This window comes from Microbacterium sp. SA39 (genome assembly GCF_000967865.1).
Lineage (GTDB): Bacteria > Actinomycetota > Actinomycetes > Actinomycetales > Microbacteriaceae > Microbacterium.
Genome location: NZ_JXRU01000031.1, coordinates 73,354 through 90,785 on the forward strand (window position 1 = coordinate 73,354; position 17,432 = coordinate 90,785).

A 17,432-nucleotide genomic window follows, 5' to 3' on the forward strand; every position below is an offset into this window, starting at 1 on the left:
GGTGACCGATTCCGTTGATGTCCCCATTATCGCCGCTGTGGTCCCCGGGTACGCTCACCCGGGCGACGCCGGTGCCGACCTGGTGGCCGCGGAGGCCGTCCGTCTCGAGCCGGGGGAGCGCGCGCTCGTCGGCACCGGCGTGCGTATCGCACTGCCCGACGGCTACGCGGCGTTCGTGGTGCCGCGCAGCGGCCTCGCGGCGAAGCACGGCATCTCCATCGTGAACTCGCCGGGGACGGTCGACTCCGGTTACCGCGGCGAGATCAAGGTGAGCCTGATCAACACCGACATCCGCAACGCGTACGATGTCGGCGTCGGCGACCGCATCGCGCAACTGATCGTCATGCCCGTGACTCGCGCCGCGTTCATCCCGGTTGACGAGCTTCCGGACAGCGTCCGCGGCGACGGCGGTTTCGGCTCCACCGGATATCAGGCAGGGCTCCACCAGAACGAAGCAGGACAGACCTCATGACTGACAACAACGCGACACCCTCGAAGTCCGCACCCGACGATCGCGCCACCGAAGGCCCCTTCGACGACTCGGAGGCGAACCCGGTCCGGCCGTACATCGACCTCGGCGGGATCAAGATCCTGCCCCGCGAAGGCCTGAACCTGCGCCTCGAGGTGGAGGAGCAGTCCAAGCGCATCGTCGCGGTGGGCCTCGACTATGCGGACTCCTCGCTGCAGGTGCAGCCTTTCGCCGCGCCGCGCACGGGTGGCCTGTGGGACGAGACCCGTGTGCAGCTGCGCGATCAGGTCAAGGCGCAGGGCGGCCGGGTCGAGGAGCGCGAGGGCGCACTCGGCAAGGAGCTGCTCGCCGAGGTGCCCGCGACTGCGAACGAAGGGTCGGGCCTCCGGCTGGCGCGGTTCATCGGCATCGACGGACCGCGCTGGTTCCTTCGTGGCGTGATCGGCGGTGCGGGTGCGTCCGACCCCGAGGCAGCCGCCAAGGTCGAAGACCTCTTCCGCTCGATCGTCGTCGTGCGCGGCAGTGCGCCCATGCCTCCGCGAGACCTGATCCCGCTGAAGATGCCGGCGACACCGGGATCCGCGTGAGCGATCCGGAGCCGGGCGCCGAGCGCGAGCAGCGCGCGTCCGAGATCCTGGGAGCGGCACTGGGCGGCGCGGCCCGTCGAGCGGGCCTCCACCCGGCGGAGGGTGCCAGCACGCAGAAGGTCGTCTGGTCCGCCATCGGCGGATGGCGCGGCATCCTGGAATCGGTGCTCCCCAGCCTCGCGTTCGTCATCCTCTTCACGATCAGCCCTGAACCCCTCATCCTCGCGCTCGGTGTATCGGTCGGCCTCGCCGCCGTCTTCACGATCGTGCGGCTGGTGCAGAAGTCGCCTCCGTCGGCGGCCCTCGGTGGCCTGATCGCCGCTGCGGCGGCCGCCGCTCTGGCACTGTGGACCGGACGCGGGCAGGACAACTTCGTCCCCGGCCTGATCACGAATGCGGCGTACGGCACGGTGATCCTGATCTCCGCCCTGATCGGCTGGTCGCTGATCGGTATCGCCGCGGGTTTCCTGATGGGCGAGGGCATGGCCTGGCGCGGCGATCGGCGCAAACGTCGGGCGTTCTTCTGGCTCGGGATCGCGTGGGCCGCCCTGTTCTTCGCGCGCCTCGCGGTGCAGCTCCCGCTGTACCTGACCGAACAGGTCACGGCGCTCGGCACCCTGAAACTCATCATGGGTCTCCCTCTGTTCGCGCCGCTGATCGCCGTCACGTGGCTCGTCGTGCGCGCGCTGTATCCGCGCGAGCCGGCGCAGGACCGACCTGTCGAGGCGTGATAGATTTATCTTGACATCAAGATAAATCGCAGGCTTTCGCCGGCGCCGTGCGGGGAGCAGACTGGTTAGGTCCGCCTTGCTAGCCGCAGGGGCTCACCGGCGAGCAAGATGGAGGCGCCTGTCGCTCCCATTCGAGAAGAAGGAGACGGATCCGTGTCCACGGTGAACAGCTTCGGTGCCAAGAGCACCCTGACGGTCGGCAGCACCGACTACGAGATCTTCCGCATCGACACGGTGCCCGGTTTCGACAAGCTCCCCTTCAGCCTCAAGGTGCTCCTGGAGAACCTCCTTCGCACCGAAGACGGCGCGAACGTCACGAAGGCGCAGATCGAGGCGCTCGGATCGTGGGATGCCGCGGCTGAGCCGAACACCGAGATCCAGTTCACGCCGGCCCGCGTGGTCATGCAGGACTTCACCGGTGTGCCGTGCATCGTCGACCTCGCCACCATGCGCGAGGCCGTCACCGCCCTGGGCGGCGACGCGAACAGGATCAACCCGCTCTCGCCCGCCGAGATGGTCATCGATCACTCCGTCATCGCCGACCTGTTCGGCTCGGAGAACGCTCTCGAGCGCAACGTCGAGATCGAGTACGAGCGCAACGGCGAGCGCTACCAGTTCCTCCGTTGGGGCCAGACGGCGTTCAGCGACTTCAAGGTCGTCCCGCCCGGAACCGGCATCGTCCACCAGGTGAACATCGAGCACCTGGCCAAGGTCATCTATGACCGGGACGTCGACGGCGTTCTCCGCGCCTACCCGGACACCTGCGTCGGCACCGACTCGCACACCACCATGGTCAACGGCCTCGGCGTACTGGGCTGGGGCGTCGGCGGCATCGAGGCCGAGGCCGCGATGCTCGGTCAGCCCGTGTCCATGCTGATCCCGCGCGTCGTCGGCTTCAAGCTGAGCGGCGAGATCCCCGCAGGTGTGACGGCGACCGACGTCGTGCTCACGATCACCGAGCAGTTGCGTCAGCACGGCGTGGTCGGCAAGTTCGTCGAGTTCTACGGCGAGGGCGTGGCATCCGTGCCGCTCGCGAACCGCGCGACCATCGGCAACATGTCGCCCGAGTTCGGTTCGACCGCCGCGATCTTCCCGATCGACGATGTCACGCTCGACTACCTGCGCCTCACCGGCCGCAGCGATGAGGCCGTGGCGCTCGTCGAGGCGTACGCGAAGGAGCAGAAGCTCTGGCACGATGCGAGCGTCGAGCCGACGTTCAGCGAGTACCTCGAGCTCGACCTCGGTACGGTCGTGCCGTCGATCGCCGGCCCGAAGCGCCCGCAGGACCGCATCCTGCTCTCCGAGGCCAAGGCCCAGTTCGAGCAGGACATCCTGAACTACGCGTCCATCGGCGAAGAGACCGTCGAGGTCGAGGGAACGTTCCCGGCGTCCGACCCCGGCACGGCGCCCGGCGTGGAGCGCGAGCACGTCGCGGAGAACGGCGTCTCCCACCAGCACGAGGCCGAGCACGCCGAGTCGATGCTGCTCTTCAGCGGAGGACCGCACCCGGCCTCCAAGCCTGTCGAGGTGGCCACCCCCGACGGGCAGCGCTACATGCTCGACAACGGCGCCGTCACGCTCGCGGCCATCACCTCGTGCACGAACACCTCCAACCCCTCCGTGATGATCGCGGCGGGTCTGGTGGCGCGCAAGGCGCGGCAGAAGGGCCTCAAGCAGAAGCCGTGGGTCAAGACCACGCTCGGCCCCGGCTCGAAGGTCGTCACCGACTACTACGAGAAGTCCGGTCTCGACAAAGACCTCGAGGGCCTCGGCTTCTACACCGTCGGCTACGGCTGCACGATCTGCATCGGCAACTCCGGTCCGCTGATCGAGGAGGTCTCCGAGGCGATCAACTCGCATGACCTCGCCGTCACGGCCGTCCTCTCGGGCAACCGCAACTTCGAGGGCCGCATCAGCCCTGACGTGAAGATGAACTACCTGGCGAGCCCGCCGCTGGTCATCGCCTACGCGCTGGCCGGTTCCATGCACTTCGACTTCGAGAACGACGCTCTGGGCAAGGGGACCGACGGCGAGGACGTCTTCCTCCGGGACATCTGGCCGACGCCCGCCGAGGTGCAGGAGCTCGTCGACTCGTCGATCTCGCGTGAGCAGTTCATCAAGCAGTACGCCACCGTCTTCGACGGCGACGAGCGCTGGCGGAGCCTCCCCACCCCGGACGACGCGATCTTCCAGTGGGACGAGGACTCCACCTACGTGCGCAAGGCGCCGTACTTCGACGGCATGACGATGGAGCTGACCCCGGTCACCGACATCCATGATGCGCGCGTGATGGCGACGCTCGGCGACTCGGTCACGACCGACCACATCTCGCCGGCCGGCAACATCAAGGCCGGTACGCCCGCGGCGGAGTACCTCACGGCGCACGGTGTCGACCGCAAGGACTTCAACTCCTTCGGCTCGCGTCGCGGCAACCACGAGGTGATGATCCGCGGCACGTTCGCGAACATCCGCCTGAAGAACGCGATGGTCTCTGCGGTCAACGACGGTCAGGTCGTCGAGGGTGGATTCACCCGCGACTTCACGCAGCCCGGCGGCCCCCAGTCGTACATCTACGACGCGAGCATGAACTACCAGGAGCAGGGCACCCCCCTCGTCATCTTCGGCGGCAAGGAGTACGGCTCCGGGTCGTCTCGTGACTGGGCTGCGAAGGGTACGAGCCTCCTGGGCGTCAAGGCGGTCATCACCGAGAGCTTCGAGCGCATCCACCGCTCGAACCTCATCGGCATGGGCGTCGTCCCGTTGCAGTTCCCCGCGGGGGAGAGCTGGGAGTCGCTCGGTCTCGACGGCACCGAGACCGTCTCGATCACGGGCCTCACGGAGCTGAACAACGGCGTCACGCCCAAGACGGTGCGCGTCACCGCGACCCCGAGCGAGCACTCGCCCGAGGGCAAGCAGACCGTGGAGTTCGACGCGGTCGTCCGCATCGACACCCCCGGTGAGGCGGACTATTACCGCAACGGCGGCATCCTGCAGTACGTGCTGCGTTCGCTCGTCTGAGCGTCGTGCGAGAGGGGCTCGGGTCTTCGGACCCGGGCCCTTCCTGCATGTCAAGGGGTCGGCGCACTCCAGGGTTTCCCGGGGTGCGCGGGGTAGGATCGTCGGGACGTCCGGCTCCTGTCGGATGCTGCAGACGGAGCCTGTGAGGAGGTGCAGATGCCCATTCTTCCGAGCATCTCAGGACCCCGTGATCTGGACGCATTGTCCGCCGATCAGCTGGAGGATCTGGCCGCGGAGATTCGCGCCTTCCTCATCGAGAACGTCTCCCGCACCGGAGGCCACCTCGGTCCCAACCTCGGAGTGGTCGAGCTGACGATCGCGCTGCACCGCGTGTTCTCGTCGCCGGACGATCCCTTCATCTTCGACACCGGCCACCAGTCGTACGTGCACAAGCTCCTGACGGGTCGCCAGGACTTCTCCCGCCTCCGCCTGCGTGGCGGACTCGCGGGCTACCCGCAGCGCAGCGAGAGCGCGCACGACGTCGTCGAGTCCTCCCATGCGTCGAGCTCACTCAGCTGGGCGGATGGGGTCTCCCGCGCGCTCACCGCGACCGGCCGTGCAGATCGTCATGTCGTCGCCGTGCTCGGCGACGGTTCGCTGACGGGCGGCATGACGTGGGAGGCGCTGAACAACATCTCCGACGACAACGACCGCAATCTGGTGATCGTGGTGAATGACAACGGACGGTCGTACGCCCCCACGATCGGTGGCATGTCGCGGTACCTGAACCGCGTGCGCACGGCAGCGGCCTACAAGGAGCTGCACCACAGGTCCGACCGCCTCTTCCGTGCCTTCGGTCCCGTGGGGCGTGCGGTGTTCCGCGGTGTCCGTGGCGGCACGCACGGGTTCCTCTCGCGCTTCACGAACAACGAGGCGCTGTATTCCAATCTCGACATCAAGTACCTCGGGCCGGTCGACGGGCACGACCTTCCCGCGCTCCTGGAGACCCTCGAGCTCGCGAAGTCGTACGGCGCCCCGGTCCTCGTGCACGCGATCACAGAGAAGGGCCGGGGCTTCCAGCCGGCCCGCGACGATGAAGCGGACCAGTTCCATGCCGTCGGTCGCATCGACCCGTTGACCGGGGAGGAGCTGTCCTCCGGCGGCCGAGGATGGACGGACGTCTTCTCGGATGCCCTCGTGGCGGTCGGAGAGCGCCGCAGCGACGTGATCGCCATGACCGCAGCCATGCTGCGTCCGACCGGCCTCGCCCCGTTCGCCGAGCGCTTCCCCGATCGCGTGTACGACGTCGGTATCGCCGAGCAGCACGCCGTGGCCTCCGCCGCCGGGCTCGCCTTCGGTGGGCTGCACCCGGTCGTGGCGCTGTACGCGACCTTCATGGGCCGCGCCTTCGATCAGGTGCTGATGGACGTCGCCCTCCACCGCGCGGGAGTCACCTTCGTCCTCGACCGCGCTGGCGTGACCGGACCGGACGGCCCCAGCCATCACGGCATGTGGGACCTCGCGATGCTGCAGATCGTGCCGCACATCCGTATCGCCGCGCCGCGTGACGGCGCACGCCTCACCGAAGCGCTCGACGAAGCCGTCGAGGTGGACGACGCGCCCACGGTGATCCGGTTCCCCAAGGGCGCGCTGGCCGACGATCTCCCCGCCATCGAGCGTCTGGATGACGGCGTCGACGTGCTCGCCCGCGGCGAGTCCGAGGATGTGCTGATCGTCGCGATCGGTCCGTTCGCGGCTCTGGCGATGGATGTCGCGGATCGACTCCGCGCGCAGGGGATCGGCGCCACCGTCATCGATCCGCGCTGGGCAATCCCCGTGCAGCCCTCCGTCGTGAGTCTCGCGGCACAGCATCGCCTGGTGATCACGCTGGAGGATGGCATCCGCGTCGGCGGCATCGGCACGCGTGTGCGGCAGGTGCTGCGCGAAGCCGGCATCGACACGGCGGTCGACGAGCTGGGTCTGCCCGACGAGTTCATCGACCACGCCTCGCGTGACGAGATCCTCGCGGATGCCGGGCTCACCGCCTCCAAGATCGCGCAGGACATCGTCTCGCAGGTGCTCGGCACCCGCATCCCCGTGGCTCGTCAGACCGGCGAGACCGACGCGATCGATCTGCCGCTCCGCGAGCGCCGCTGAGTCCTAGTTCAGGGCGTGCAGCGCTGCGACGACCTCCGGCGCGTTGTCTGCACCGCGGATCGCCTGCGACAGCAGGTAGCCGTCGGTGAGGGCATCGCCCGTGATGAGCACGTCGACGACTTCCACACCACAGGCCCGCAGGACCTTCTCGGCGCAGGCCTCCCGGACCTGAGTGCTCAGGATGTCGTTTCCGGGCAGCTCGGCGCCCTCCAGCGTGCGGATGGCGTCGCGTAGAGCTGCCGAGATGATGTTCGCAGCCCGCTCCGTGACGTTGACCACGTCGAGCTCGAACACGCGCAGGTCTCGTCCGGTCACGACGGGTCGCCATTCGAAGGACGCGTGCACCAGGTGCTGATGGCCGGAGGCCGCGGTCAGGTGCCGCGCCGGGAGATCGGTCGCACGGCAGCGCACGTCGATGAGCTTGTACCAGTAGAAGAGCGGGAAGGCGCCGTGGGAACCCGGGGTGAGCACGACCACCTCGCCGACGCCGGGTGTGCCTGCCTTCCCAAGTCGCGCCCGGCGGATGATCGGCTTGCCGTTTCGGGTGCGGATGGCCGCCCAGCCCTCGTCCACTGTGACGATGAAGAGTTTCAGCATCGCCGGGACCACGAGCAGGACTGTGAGCACCGCCGTTCCGGTCTTGACCAGGCCACCCATCGCGCCACCACTGCTGAACATGCTGAAGATCGTGTCCACATTCATACTCTGCACGCCGTTGCACCGCCGCGGGGCACGCGGAGCACCTCGCGCACGCGATGTTCACGTGGATTTCCCGGTCGGTTCCTCCGGTGGTCGTCTCAACCGATTTCGGCGAGCGTCCAGGCGACGATCGTCTCCACGGCCACCTGGCTGCGTTCCCGGTCGGCGTCGACGAGTCCGATCCGCGTCCGTCGATCCAGCACGTCCTCGGCGGTCAGCGCTCCCTCGGCTCGGACAGCGAACTCGATCTCCGCGCGAGTCACCGCGATGCCCTCCGCGACCGCGTCCCCGGCGTCGGCGAATTCGGCGCGGTCGGCGGCATGATCGTCGATCAGCCGGAGGGAGGACGAGCGGCTGGGCGCCGCATCGAGAGCGCGGACGCGCACAGCGAGGTCGACGGCATCCTCCGCCATGCGCCGGTACGTGGTCAGCTTGCCGCCGAGCACGTTGATGAACCCGGCGTCCGCCGACGCGACCAGGTGGCGACGTGAGACATCGGCTGTCGCATCCGCTCCGTTGTCGATGAGGGGGCGCAGCCCCGCGAAGGCACCCCGCACCTGCGCCCGCGTCAGGGGCCTCGTGACGACGCGGTTGAGCGTGCTCAGCAGGAAGTCGACCTCCGGCTCCGTGGCCTGAGCGACGCGCGGAACGGGCCCGGGAGCGTCCTCGTCGGTGAGTCCGACGATCACGCGTCCTCCGCGCTGAGGAAGCGCGAAGACGTAACGGCTGATAGATCCTTCGTGCGGAACGGTGAGAGCAGCCGTCGGATGGCCGAGATCTGCGGCGTCCAGCACGATGTGAGTCCCGCGGCTCGGCCGCACGGCGATCGCCTCGTCGAGCGTGCCGGCCCAGACACCCGTCGCGTTGATCACGCTGCGTGCCCGGATGTAGAACCTCTCTCCGGTCAGCGCGTCCACCGCGCTGGCGCCGTCCGCCCTCAGCTCCTCGGCGCGGACGCGGGTCAGGATGCGGGCACCCATACCCGCCGCGGTCCTCGCCACCGCGACGACGAGTCGCGCATCGTCGACCAGCTGCCCGTCGTACGACAGCATTCCCCCACGGAGCCCTCGTGCATCGAGCGCGGGGAAGAGTCGCTGGGCAGTCCGCGCGGAGACCGGGCGAGGTGCTGGAAGGACCGACCGGGGTGTGCGCGCCTCCACGCGCAGCAGATCACCGAGCGTCATGCCGACGGCACCGGCGCCGCGCTGGCGCCAGGTCACTCCCGGGCGGAACGGCAGCAGCTGGGGGAGCGGACGGATCAGGTGCGGCGCGATCACCGTCATCAGCAGGTGGCGTTCTCTGGCGCTCTCCCTCGCGGTGGCCACATCTCCCGTCGCCAGGTAGCGCAGGCCTCCGTGCACCAGCTTCGAACTGAACCGGCTGGTGCCGAACGCCAGGTCCTCGGCCTCGATGAGCGTGACGGCGAGTCCCCGGGACGCCGCGTCCAGGGCGACACCGACGCCGGTGATCCCTCCGCCGACGACGAGCACGTCGGTCGTGTCGACAGCAGCATCCTCCAACTCCCTCCGGCGGCGGCGGGCGTCCAGGTCGGAGGATGACGGGATCACGGCCGCAGGTGCCCGTCGAGGGCTGTCCGGAGTTCGCGTTCCCACGCCTGCTCATCGATGAGCTCGGCGACGGTGCCGTGCGAGAGCACGGCGGACTGTGCGACGAGAAGCAGCATCACGGCGATCTCTTGAGGCGTTCCGACGCGTACCGATCCGTCGCCCTGCGCCGCGCGGATCGCGGATGCCAGCCAGTGCAGGATCATCCGTTGGCTGGAGCCGACCCGCTGAAGCGTGTAGCGCGTGAACGCCTCCGGTTCGTCCGCAAGAAGGCGGCCGTAGACGTCGTCGTTCCGGAACAGGGAGATGAAGCCCATGACGTCGTCGACGAGGTCCGCGCGGGTCCGCGGGGGAGAAGGGAACTGGTCGATCAGGCTGACGACGCGGCGCAGCAGAGCGGAACGGACCACATCGTCGGCGTCGCTCCAGTTCCGGTAGATCGTGGGTCGGCTCAGCTCGGATCGCCGGGCGAGTTCGGCGATCGTGACACCGTGCACGCCCCGCCGGCCGATCAGGCTGTCCGCCGCATCGAGGACGCGAGCCTGCGTCGTGTCCCACTGCGGGCGCTCCGTGACCTCGGATGCCGTTCTTGGTTGACGTTCTTCCATGATATGTCACACTGTAACGCATGGAGCAACCGAACGGCAGAGTCGCCGACGATCCACCGATGCGCTGGAACGGCTGGGGCGATCCGGCCGAGGCGCACGATCTGCCGCTCGCCGTGCGCACTCTGCTGCCGCTTCTGCTGGGGCGTATCCGGCGTCCGGATCCGGCCGCTCCGCTCGACCGCATCCGGATCCCGGAGAGCGCTCTGACGGCCGACGATCTCTCGGCATTCGGCGACGCGGTCGGCCGCGAACACGCCGACGTCACCGCCGAGGCACGGATCCGGCACGCCGGCGGGCGCTCGACCCCCGATCTTCTGCGTCGACGTGAAACCGATCAGCAGGCGCCTGATGCCGTGATCCGCCCCGGCAGCCACGACGAGGTCGGTGCCTGCCTCGCGGTCGCGGCGGCTCGCGGCATCGCCACGATCCCGTTCGGCGGCGGCACCAGCGTGGTCGGCGCGCTCGATCCGGAGCGCGGGGAACATCGTGCCGTCGTCAGCCTCGACCTGCGTCGCCTCTCTGGGCTCCTCCAACTGGACGAGGTGAGCGGGGAGGCGGTGCTGGCCGCGGGGACGTCGGGCCCCGAGGCCGAGGCGCTGCTGTCCGCACGGGGCTGGGAACTCGGCCACTATCCCCAGAGCTTCCGCTACGCCACGATCGGCGGGTTCGCCGCCGCGCGATCCTCAGGACAGAACTCTGCGGGTCACGGTCGGTTCGACTCGATGGTGACCGGCATCCGCGTCGCCACGCCGACCGGCGACATCGATCTCGGTCGGGCGCCGGGTTCGGCAGCCGGTCCCGATCTGCTCCGCGTCTTCCTCGGCTCGGAGGGCATCTTCGGCGTGATCACCGAGGTGCGGGTGCGCGTGCATCCGGTACCGCAGGATCGCGTCTTCGAATCGTGGTCCTTCCCCGACTTCGCGAGCGGCTCCGCCGGGTTGCGTGCCGTGGCTCAGGGTGGGGGCGGCCCCACGGTCATCCGGCTCTCCGACGAGGCCGAGACGGCGGTGAGCCTCGCGCAGGTCGGACGGATCGGCAGAGCGCTGGCGAAGGGGGCGAGCGTCGTCACCGTGTACGAAGGGCCCGGCATCGCCGAGAGACGGCAGCGCACCGCGGAGCTGCTCTCGGCGGCGGGCGGCACGTCATCCGGTGAGACGGGTGCGGAGGAGTGGCTGAAGGGGCGTTTCGACGGCCCGTACCTGCGCGACTCCCTGCTCGACGCCGGCGTCTTCTGCGAGACGCTCGAGACGGCGACCACCTGGGCGAATCTGCAGACTCTGCGGGCCGCCGTGCAGGAGGCCCTCCGGGCGGGCTTCGCGGATGCCGGTGCGAAGTCGTATGTGATGTGCCACGTCTCCCACATCTATCCGACGGGAGCGTCGCTGTACTTCACCGTGCTCGCCGGCATCCGGTCGGAACCGCTGACGACCTGGCGGGCCGTGAAGTCCCGCGTGAACGACGTGATCATTGCGACGGGTGGCACGATCAGTCATCACCACGCCGTGGGACGCGATCACGCGCCGTGGCTCGCGCAGGAGATCGGCGACACCGGCATCCGCATCCTCACCGCGATCAAGCGCGAGCTCGATCCCCACGGGATCATGAACCCGGGGGCCGTCATCGAGACGGCGGGCGCCAGGGCGGGGCGCGGCTGACATGGGGCACATCGCCGTGCTGGCCAATCCGTTCGCCGGGAAAGGGCGGGGCCGCGTCGCAGCGGAGCGCGCCATCGCCCACCTGCGTTCTCGGGGAGCCGACGTGCGCGCGTACGCCGGGCACTCCGCGGCGGAGACCCTCGCACTCACGACGCAGGCTCTGGCGGAGGAACCGGACGTGCTGGTGGTCATCGGTGGAGACGGGACGCTCTCCGCCATTCTCGACGTGGTGTGTGGATCTTCCGTCCCCCTGGCTCTCGTCGCCGCGGGAACGGGGAACGACCTCGCACGGGCGCTGGGTCTACCGCGCCACGACCCGGGCGCCGCGGCGGAGGTGGCACTCACCGGAATCGTCCGGCTCATCGATGTCGGCGAGGTGCGCACCCGTGACCGCGTCGCGCGCTTCCTGACCGTGGCCGCGCTGGGCTTCGACGCCAGAGTGAGCGACCGCACCAATCGGCTCCGCTGGCCGCATGGCGCCCTGCGCTACTACCTCGCCCTCGTCATCGAACTCGTGCGCCTGCGGCCGCTGCCGTTCACGGTGGCCGTCGACGGCGGAACGGCTGTCACCGCACTCGGCACGCTCGTCGCCGTGGGCAACACGGCGAGCTACGGCGGCGGCATGCCGGTGTGCGTGGGCGCCCTGCCGGATGACGGGATGCTGGACCTCGTCGAGGTGGCTCAGATCGGGCGGGCGCGTCTCCTGCGGCTCTTCCCGCTGCTGCTGAGCGGGACGCACCTCTCACGTGGCGAGGTGCGTCATCGTCGCGTGCAGACGGTGACGGTGAGCGCCCCGGGACTCGTGGTCTACGCCGACGGGGAGCGTCTCGGCGAGGACGAGTGCACGATCACGCTGCGGCCAGCCGCCCTAAGAGTGATGACCTCGGCCGTTCGGGACCCGTCGTGACCGCGTTCGATGAGGACGTCGTCATCGTCGGCTCCGGGTTCGGAGGCTCGGTCGCTGCGCTCCGGCTGAGCGAGAAGGGCTACCGGGTGCGCGTGTTCGAGGCAGGTCGCCGCTTCGAAGACGAGGACTTCGCGAAGACCAGCTGGAACGTGCGGCGCTACCTCTGGGCGCCGGCGCTCGGATGCTTCGGCATCCAGCGCATCCACCGGCTGCCGCACGTCATGATCCTCGCGGGGGCCGGGGTCGGTGGCGGCTCACTCAACTACGCGAACACGCTCTATCAGCCGGGTTCCGCCTTCTTCTCGGACAGGCAGTGGGCCGAGATCACGGACTGGGAGGCCGAGCTCGGCCCGCACTACGCCACAGCCAAGCGGATGCTGGGAGTCGTCGAGCACTACCCGCACAGCGGGCCGGTGGAACGGATCATGGCCGGTGCGGCAGAGGACCTCGGGGTCGGCGGCACCTTCCGTCACGCTCCCGTCGGCGTCTGGTTCGGCCGTCCGGGGGAGCGGACCGCTGATCCGTTCTTCGGCGGGGAGGGACCGGATCGCACCGGATGCACACTGTGCGGCAACTGCATGGTCGGATGCCGCGTCGGCGCGAAGAACACTCTGATGAAGAACTACCTCGCGCTCGCGGAGCGGCGCGGTGCGGCGATCGAGACCCTGCGCACGGTGACCGAGGTGCGCGCGCTGGACGACGGCGGCTTCGCCGTCACGACCGTGCGGAGCGGCGGCTGGCTGCGCCACGACCGGAAGACCGTGACGGCGGGTCAGGTGGTGCTCGCCGCGGGCACGTGGGGCACGCAGCAGCTCCTGCACCGGATGAAGCACTCCGGTGCCCTTCCCCGCGTCTCCGACGCCCTCGGCCGACTCACCCGCACGAACTCCGAGGCGCTGGACGGTGCGGTCGCCACGATCGTGCCGGACTCCCTGCAGCTCGCTCAGGGGGTCGCGATCACGACGTCCTTCCACATCGATGACCGCACCCACGTCGAGAACGTGCGATACGGACCGGGTTCCAACCTCATGGGCGCGCTGGCGACGGTGATGGTCCCCGGAGATCGCTCGCTGGGCCGCAGACTGAGCGCGGTGATCGGCCGGGTCCTGCGTTCACCGATCCGCCAGTTCCGCCTGGCGACGCTGCGCCGATGGAGCGAGCGCGGCATCATCGCGCTGGTCATGCAGACGGCCGACAACTCGCTCACCCTGTCGCTGCGACGACGATTCGGACGCCTCGTGATGACCAGCGCGCAGGGGCACGGAGCGCCGAATCCGAGCCACCTGCCGCAGGCGCACCGGGCAGCGACCGCCATCGCCGCACGCATCCAGCGGGAGAGCGGGGTGCCGGCCGAGGCGCGTGGGTCCTGGCCCGAGGTCTTCGGCATCCCACTCACCGCGCACTTCCTCGGCGGGGCGGTCATCTCCGCGTCACCGGAGGAAGGTGTCGTCGATCAGTATCACCGGGTCTGGGGTCATCCGGGTCTGCACGTCGTGGACGGTGCCGCGGTCCCGGCGAATCCTGGCGTGAACCCGTCGCTGACGATCACCGCGCTCGCGGAGCGGGCGCTGTCGTACTGGCCGCGCGCGGGGCAGTCCGATCGGAGGCCGACGCAATCCACGGGGCACTGAGCGAAGGAGCGCGTCGACCGAACCGAAACGCCCCACCTGACGCGGGAGGTCAGGTGGGGCGTTTCGTCGAGCGATTAGCGATCAGCGATCAGCGGTTTTCGATACCGCGGATCTGCGGGGTGTGGAACGATCCGCCGAACGCGCGCTCCGACGCGCCCTCGCGGTCGAGGTACGGCGACGCGCCGCCATCGATGAACGGCCAGCCGGCGCCGAGGATGAGGCAGAGGTCGATGTCCTCGACCTCGGGCACGACACCCTCGTCGAGCATCAGCTTGATCTCGGTGGCGAGCCCGTCCTGGACCCGCTGGAGGATCGTGGCGGCCGAGGCCGGAGCCTTGCCGACCGCCGGCTTGAGCAGCTTCTCCGCCTGCCTGGTCCAGCCGGTGACACGGCCGCCCTTGTCCTTCTCGACCACCGCGTTCAGCTCGGCGAGAGCGTGGAAGTTCTCGTTGGCGTAGAAGCGGTCGGGGAACGCGTGCACCATGGTGTCCTGCACGTGCGCGGCGACCTTCCAGCCGACCAGGTCGATGAGCTGGAACGGGCCCATCGGCAGTCCGAGCGGTCCGAAGGCCTTCTCGACATCGGCGATCGGGGTGCCATCGTAGACGGCTCGTGCCGCCTCGCCCATGACCTTCGCCAGCAGGCGGTTCACGACGAAGCCCGGTGCGTCGGCGGTGAGCACCGCGTTCTTGCCGAGGTTCTTCGCGACGACGAAAGCGGTCGAGAGCGCAGCATCCGCCGTTGCCGAGGTCTTCACGATCTCGATGAGCGGCATGACCGCGACCGGGTTGAAGAAGTGGAAGCCGACGAGCCGCTCGGGGTGTGCGAGCTTCGACCCGATCTCCTCGACCGAGAGCGACGAGGTGTTCGTCGCGAGGATCGCGTCTTCGGCGATGATCTTCTCGATCTCGCCGAAGACCTGCTGCTTGACGCCGACCTCTTCGAAGACCGCCTCGATCACGAAGTCGCAGTCTGCGTAGAGGCTCTTGTCGGTCGTGCCGGTGACGAGCGCGCGGAGCTTGTTCGCCGTGTCCGAGTCGAGGCGACCCTTCGCCTCGAGCTTGCCGATCTCCTCATGGATGTAGGCGACGCCCTTGTCGACGCGCGCCTGGTCGAGGTCGGTGATGAGCACCGGAACCTGGAGCTTGCGCACGAACAGCAGCGCGAACTGGCTGGCCATGAGGCCTGCGCCGATGATGCCGACCTTCGTGACCTTCTTCGCGAGCTCTTTGTCGGGGGCGCCGACAGGCCGCTTGGCCCGCTTCTGGACCAGATCGAACGCGTACATCGACGCGGCGAACTGGTCGCCCGTGACGAGGTCCGCGAGAGCCTCGTCCTCGCGTGCGAAGCCCTCGGCCTTGGTGCCGCTCTTCGCCTTGTCGAGCAGCTCCAGAGCCGCGTAGGGAGACTTCGGCATGGTGCCGATCTTCGACTCCAGCATCCCGCGCGCCATCTTGATGGCGATCGGCCACTTGGTGAGACGCTCGAGCTTGCCCGGCTCGTTCCTGCGCTCGACCTTCTTGCCGCCGAGCACCGCGTCGGCCCAGGCGAGCGAGTTCTCGAGGTACGTGGCCGCGGGGAAGATCGCATCGAAGATGCCGAGCTCGAACGCCTGCTGCGGCTTCAGCATCCGGTTCTGTTTGAGCGGGTTCGAGATGACGACCTCGAGGGCGTTCTCGATGCCGATCAGGTTCGGCAGCAGGTAGGCGCCTCCCCAGCCGGGGATGATGCCGAGGAACACCTCGGGCAGCGCGACGGCCGCGGCCGAGGCGTCGACCGTGCGGTACGACGAGTTCAGCGCGATCTCCAGGCCGCCGCCGAGAGCCAGGCCGTTGACGAAGGCGAACGAGGGAACGCCGAGCTCGCTGAGCGTGCCGAGCACCTTGTGACCCAGCTGCGCGATCAGCCGTGCGTTGTCGCGCGAGCCGACCTTGCTGATGTCGGAGAGATCGGCGCCTGCGGCGAGGATGTACTGCTTGCCGGTGATCCCGACCGCCTGGATCTCTCCGGCGGCGGCACGCGCCTTGAGCCCGGCGAGTGTCTCGCCGAGTTCGGTGAGTGTCGCGGGACCCAGGGTGTTGGGCCGGTTGTGGTCGCGCCCGTTGTCGAGCGTGATCAGGGCGAGGACCTTGCCGGAGGCGAGACGGATGTCGCGCACGGGGGAGTGCGTGACGACCTCTCCCTCGGTGAGTGCCTGGATGGGCGAGAAATCGACGTCGTCGTAGCTCACTACTTCTTCTTCTTTCCGTCGAAGTACGGGTTCTCCCAGATGACCGAGCCGCCCTGGCCCAGGCCGACGCACATGGCGGTCAGGCCGTAGCGGACATCGGGGCGTTCGGCGAACTGCGCCGCGAGCTGGATCATCAGACGCACGCCGGATGCCGCGAGGGGGTGTCCGACGGCGATCGCGCCGCCCCACTGGTTGACCCGGGGATCGTCGTCGGCGATGCCGAAGTGGTCGAGCAGCGAGATCACCTGGATGGCGAACGCCTCGTTCAGCTCGAACAGGCCGATGTCGGAGATCTGCAGTCCGGCCTTCTTCAGGGCCTTCTCCGTGGAGGGGATCGGTCCGATGCCCATGATCTCCGGCTGGACGCCGGCGAAGGCGAACGACACCATGCGCATCTTCGGCGCGAGACCGAGTTCCTTCACCGCACCGCCACCGGCGAGCAGCGACATGGTCGCACCGTCGGTGAGCGGCGAGGACGTACCGGCGGTGACGCGGCCGTGCGGACGGAACGGCGTCTTCAGGGCGGCGAGGTCTTCCATCGTCGTCTGCGGGCGGCGACCCTCGTCCTCCGTGGCGAGGCCCCACGCGCCATCAGCACCCTTGACGGCCACAGAAACCAGATCGGGCTGGATCTTGCCGGCGTCGTAGGCGGCCTGCACCTTGTGCTGGCTCAGCATGCCGTAGCGGTCGGAGCGCTCCTTGGTGAGGTGCGGGAACCGATCGAAGATGCGCTCGGCCGTGACGCCCATGTTCAGGGCGCCCGGATCGACCATCTTCTCCGCGACGAAGCGCGGGTTGGGATCGGCGTTGCCGCCGATCGGGTGGTGCCCCATGTGCTCGACGCCGCCCGCGAGGGCGAGGTCGTACATCCCGACGCCGATCGAGGCGCCCATGGTGGTGACGCTGGTCATCGCTCCGGCGCACATGCGCTCGACGGCGAGGCCGGGAACGGTCTGGGGAAGGCCTGCGAGGATCGCCACGGATCGGCCGAGGGTCAGGCCCTGGTCGCCGGTCTGGCTCGTCGCGGCGATCGCGACATCGTCGATGCGGTCGGCCGGGACGGCCGCGTTCCGCTCCATCAGGCCGATGGTCGCCTTGACGGCGAGGTCATCAGCGCGGGTGTTCCAGTACATGCCTTTTTCGCCGGCGCGCCCGAAGGGGGTGCGCACTCCATCGACGAAGAAGACGTCCGAGATCTCGGCCACTCTGCCTCCAAGTTTGTGCGGTCCACTCAG

General features: G+C 68.9%; 13 protein-coding genes. 8 read left to right on the top strand and 5 right to left on the bottom strand.

Annotated elements, in window-relative coordinates:
- Nucleotide 1 precedes the first annotated feature (1 nt).
- From dut to dxs, 5 genes are all read left to right on the top strand, one after another.
- Nucleotides 2-472, top strand: coding sequence for a dUTP diphosphatase (gene dut / locus RS85_RS07055; RefSeq protein ID WP_046012733.1), 471 nt, complete (start codon nt 2-4; stop codon nt 470-472).
- The gene (locus RS85_RS07060) at nt 469-1,056 is read left to right on the top strand and encodes a DUF3710 domain-containing protein (RefSeq protein ID WP_046012734.1); all 588 of its coding nucleotides are present in this window, start codon (nt 469-471) and stop codon (nt 1,054-1,056) included. Before dut ends, RS85_RS07060 begins: the two co-directional genes overlap by 4 nt.
- Nucleotides 1,053-1,787 carry a DUF3159 domain-containing protein gene (locus tag RS85_RS07065; protein WP_046012735.1) on the top strand — a complete coding sequence of 245 codons (735 nt, stop codon included), beginning with the start codon at nt 1,053-1,055 and terminating at the stop codon, nt 1,785-1,787. Before RS85_RS07060 ends, RS85_RS07065 begins: the two co-directional genes overlap by 4 nt.
- 153 nt (nt 1,788-1,940) lie before the next feature.
- Complete coding sequence (locus tag RS85_RS07070) at nt 1,941-4,805, top strand: aconitate hydratase (RefSeq protein ID WP_046012736.1); 2,865 nt, start codon at nt 1,941-1,943, stop codon at nt 4,803-4,805.
- A 156-nt stretch (nt 4,806-4,961) separates the two neighbouring features.
- Nucleotides 4,962-6,902 (top strand): 1-deoxy-D-xylulose-5-phosphate synthase, encoded by a 1,941-nt coding sequence (dxs, locus tag RS85_RS07075; protein WP_046012737.1) that lies wholly within the window; start codon nt 4,962-4,964, stop codon nt 6,900-6,902.
- Between the two features lie 3 nt (nt 6,903-6,905).
- Here the strand turns inward: dxs and RS85_RS07080 are convergent, their stop codons facing one another.
- The 3 genes from RS85_RS07080 to RS85_RS07090 form a co-directional block, all read right to left on the bottom strand.
- Nucleotides 6,906-7,604, bottom strand: coding sequence for an SPFH domain-containing protein (locus tag RS85_RS07080; RefSeq protein WP_082087525.1), 699 nt, complete (start codon nt 7,602-7,604; stop codon nt 6,906-6,908).
- A 95-nt stretch (nt 7,605-7,699) separates the two neighbouring features.
- The gene (locus RS85_RS07085; RefSeq protein ID WP_046012738.1) at nt 7,700-9,169 is read right to left on the bottom strand and encodes a glycerol-3-phosphate dehydrogenase/oxidase; all 1,470 of its coding nucleotides are present in this window, start codon (nt 9,167-9,169) and stop codon (nt 7,700-7,702) included.
- Nucleotides 9,166-9,774: a TetR/AcrR family transcriptional regulator gene (locus tag RS85_RS07090; protein WP_046012739.1), complete on the bottom strand. Its 609-nt coding sequence runs from the start codon at nt 9,772-9,774 to the stop codon at nt 9,166-9,168. Before RS85_RS07090 ends, RS85_RS07085 begins: the two co-directional genes overlap by 4 nt.
- Before the next feature lie 20 nt (nt 9,775-9,794).
- Between RS85_RS07090 and RS85_RS07095 the strand changes: the two genes are divergently transcribed.
- The 3 genes from RS85_RS07095 to RS85_RS07105 are packed head-to-tail and all read left to right on the top strand — an operon-like array spanning nt 9,795 to nt 13,967.
- Complete coding sequence (locus RS85_RS07095; protein ID WP_235282366.1) at nt 9,795-11,429, top strand: FAD-binding oxidoreductase; 1,635 nt, start codon at nt 9,795-9,797, stop codon at nt 11,427-11,429.
- Nucleotide 11,430: 1 nt separating this feature from the next.
- The gene (locus RS85_RS07100; RefSeq protein ID WP_046012740.1) at nt 11,431-12,336 is read left to right on the top strand and encodes a diacylglycerol kinase family protein; all 906 of its coding nucleotides are present in this window, start codon (nt 11,431-11,433) and stop codon (nt 12,334-12,336) included.
- The gene (locus RS85_RS07105; RefSeq protein WP_046012741.1) at nt 12,333-13,967 is read left to right on the top strand and encodes an FAD-dependent oxidoreductase; all 1,635 of its coding nucleotides are present in this window, start codon (nt 12,333-12,335) and stop codon (nt 13,965-13,967) included. Before RS85_RS07100 ends, RS85_RS07105 begins: the two co-directional genes overlap by 4 nt.
- Nucleotides 13,968-14,055: 88 nt before the next feature.
- Here RS85_RS07105 and RS85_RS07110 read toward each other — a convergent pair whose 3' ends face one another.
- Nucleotides 14,056-16,197 carry a 3-hydroxyacyl-CoA dehydrogenase NAD-binding domain-containing protein gene (locus RS85_RS07110; RefSeq protein ID WP_235282367.1) on the bottom strand — a complete coding sequence of 714 codons (2,142 nt, stop codon included), beginning with the start codon at nt 16,195-16,197 and terminating at the stop codon, nt 14,056-14,058.
- A complete protein-coding gene (locus tag RS85_RS07115; RefSeq protein ID WP_046012742.1) occupies nt 16,197-17,402 on the bottom strand; it encodes a thiolase family protein in 1,206 nt (401 codons plus the stop codon). The genes RS85_RS07110 and RS85_RS07115 overlap by 1 nt, the downstream gene beginning before the upstream one ends.
- Nucleotides 17,403-17,432 lie beyond the last annotated feature (30 nt).

Coding starts and splice junctions, on each gene's coding strand:
- RS85_RS07100 (WP_046012740.1), top strand. CDS start 11,431: ATGGGGCACATCGCCGTGCTGGCCAATCCGTTCGCCGGGAAAGGGCGG.
- RS85_RS07080 (WP_082087525.1), bottom strand. CDS start 7,604: ATGAATGTGGACACGATCTTCAGCATGTTCAGCAGTGGTGGCGCGATG.
- RS85_RS07060 (WP_046012734.1), top strand. CDS start 469: ATGACTGACAACAACGCGACACCCTCGAAGTCCGCACCCGACGATCGC.
- RS85_RS07095 (WP_235282366.1), top strand. CDS start 9,795: ATGGAGCAACCGAACGGCAGAGTCGCCGACGATCCACCGATGCGCTGG.
- dxs (WP_046012737.1), top strand. CDS start 4,962: ATGCCCATTCTTCCGAGCATCTCAGGACCCCGTGATCTGGACGCATTG.
- RS85_RS07090 (WP_046012739.1), bottom strand. CDS start 9,774: ATGGAAGAACGTCAACCAAGAACGGCATCCGAGGTCACGGAGCGCCCG.